This is a genomic window from Trinickia sp. (assembly GCF_051961175.1).
Taxonomy (GTDB): Bacteria; Pseudomonadota; Gammaproteobacteria; order Burkholderiales; family Burkholderiaceae; genus Trinickia.
The window spans coordinates 1-2,502 of sequence record NZ_JBQCDN010000250.1 but is presented as its reverse complement, the minus strand read 5'-3'; the positions used below and the strand labels follow the sequence as shown (position 1 = coordinate 2,502).

At 59.2% G+C, this 2,502-nt stretch carries 2 protein-coding genes; one reads left to right on the top strand and one right to left on the bottom strand.

Annotated features, from left to right (window positions below; genetic code table 11):
* The coding region (locus ACTHL0_RS15290; protein ID WP_440567656.1) for an Lrp/AsnC family transcriptional regulator at positions 1–493 on the bottom strand (493 nt) is incomplete at its 3' end.
* A 174-nt stretch (positions 494–667) separates the two neighbouring features.
* Between ACTHL0_RS15290 and glmS the strand changes: the two genes are divergently transcribed.
* Complete coding sequence (gene glmS / locus ACTHL0_RS15285; protein WP_440567655.1) at positions 668–2,497, top strand: glutamine--fructose-6-phosphate transaminase (isomerizing); 1,830 nt, start codon at positions 668–670, stop codon at positions 2,495–2,497.
* Positions 2,498–2,502 lie beyond the last annotated feature (5 nt).

Genomic DNA, 2,502 nt, shown 5'->3' with positions numbered 1-2,502 from the left:
AGGGCGCGGGGCGATCGATCAGCGTGGCGATCGGCGGCCCCGCCTCGAATTTCGCCCGGCGCATCGAAAAAAATGTGCGCACGTTCCGGACATTCGACGATTGCGTAAAGAGACGACGCGCGAATTCATCATACGCGCGCATATCCGGCAACTCGACGATGACCACGAAGTCCGGCCCAGGCGATACGCGATAGCACTGCGTCACAGCCGGCTCAGTGCAGACATGCGCTTCGAATGCGTCGTAATCCTCCGCCGCTTGACGATCAAGACTGACCTCAATGACTGCTGTGACCATCGGCCCCACCTTCGAAAAATCGAGGACGGCGACCTCCCGTTCAATCAGCCCAGCCTCTTTCAAGCGACGGACACGGCGTAAGCACGTGGGCGCCGAAGCATGGGCGCTTTGCGCCAGATCAAGGTTCGACAACGAAGAATCGGCTTGGACGATCGCAAGGATCCGTCGGTCGAGATCATCCAGTTCCAGCGCTGCCATGTCAGTTCCCCGTCCATCGCTGCTTGCGGCAGCACGTGAAATTTAATTTCACACGGAATACTATCCGATCTGATATTTCATAGGGGCTTATTTTTTGAAAGAAAATTTCACATCATTACCCTTACGATCGCCGCCAGTGACCTCTGAAGCAGGTCGCCCAACGGAGAGATGAAAATGTGTGGAATCGTCGGTGCTGTCGCCCAGCGCAATGTCATGCCTACTTTGGTCGACGGCTTGAAGCGGCTTGAATATCGCGGTTATGACTCATGCGGCGTCGTTGCCTACCACGATCGCAAGCTTGTGAGCGCGCGCAGCGTCGAGCGTGTCGCGGCGTTGCAAGCCGAGGTCGCCGCGCTCGGTTTGTCCGGCTATACGGGAATCGCCCACACGCGCTGGGCCACGCACGGCGCGCCCATTACGGCCAACGCTCACCCGCACTTCTCGCCTGCAGAGGACAACGCCAGCATCGCGTTGTCGCATAACGGCATCATCGAAAATTGCGATGCGTTGCGAGCCGAACTCGAACAGCACGGCTACGTCTTCGCCAGCCAAACCGATAGCGAGACGATCGTTCATCTGATCCACCATCTCTATGAGGGAGACCTGTTCGAAGCCGTCAAAAACGCCGTTTCACGGCTACGCGGCAGCTACGCGATCGCCGTGATGTGCCGCGACGAGCCGCATCGAATCGTCGGCGCCCGTGAAGGCATGCCGCTCGTCATCGGCCTGGGCGACGGTGAAAACTTTCTCGCGTCGGATGCCATCGCGCTCTCGAACGAAACGAACCGGATCGTCTACCTCGAAGACGGCGACGTCGTCGATATTCAATTGCACCGTCATTGGGTGGTCGACCGGGAAGGTCGCCGTGTCGAACGGCCCGCGCAGATCGTGGCGGCACACAGCGGCGCAGCCGATTTGGGCGGCTATCGTTATTACATGCAGAAGGAAATTTTCGAGCAGCCGCGCGCCATTGCCGATACGCTGCTCGACGTCAATGCCATCATGCCCGAGCTGTTCGGTGACAACGCCTGGCGTATCTTGAGCGGCATCGATTCAGTGCTGTTGCTTGCATGCGGAGGCAGCTATCACGCCGCACTCACCGCGAAGTATTGGATCGAGAGCCTGGCGGGTCTCCCTGCGAACGTCGAAATCGCGAGTGAGTACCGCTACCGCGATAGCGTGGCCAATCCCAACACGCTGGTGGTGACGGTTTCGCAAAGCGGGGAAACGGCCGACGTGCTGGGTGCCGTCAGCATGGCGAAGCGATTGGGCATGACGAATACGCTTGCGATCTGCAATGTGCCAACGAGCGCGCTCGTGCGCGAATGCGCGTTGAACTTCATGACGCGCGCAGGGATCGAGATCGGTGTAGCGTCGACGAAAGCATTCACCACGCAGCTCGTGGCCTTGTTCCTGTTGACGTTGACGCTCGCGCAGATTCGCGGGCGCCTGAGCGAGGATGAAGAGCGGCGCCATCTCCATACGTTGCGTCACCTCCCCGATGCAATGAGCAAGGTATTGGCGTTGGAGCCGCAGATCATGGCGTGGTCGGACATGCTCACCCGGAGGGAAAACATGCTCTTTCTCGGCCGCGGCATGCACTTTCCGATCGCACTCGAAGGGGCGCTCAAGATGAAAGAGATTTCGTATATCCATGCCGAGGCTTATCCGGCAGGCGAACTCAAGCATGGGCCGCTCGCACTGGTCAGCGATGAAATGCCGGTGATCGCGGTGGCGCCGAATGATCGGCTGCTGGAGAAGCTGCGATCGAACATGCACGAGGTGAGCGCGCGCAATGGAAAACTGTTCGTCTTTGCCGATGTGGATTGCGGCTTGTCGCCCAGCCCTGGGGTGAGCGTCATTCGACTCAATGAATACTACGGGCCGCTATCGCCGATCTTGCACACCGTCCCCATGCAGTTGCTCGCGTTTCATGCGGCGCTGGCCAGGGGGACGGATATCGACAAGCCAAGGAATTTGGCTAAATCGGTGACGGTGGAGTGAGGTCG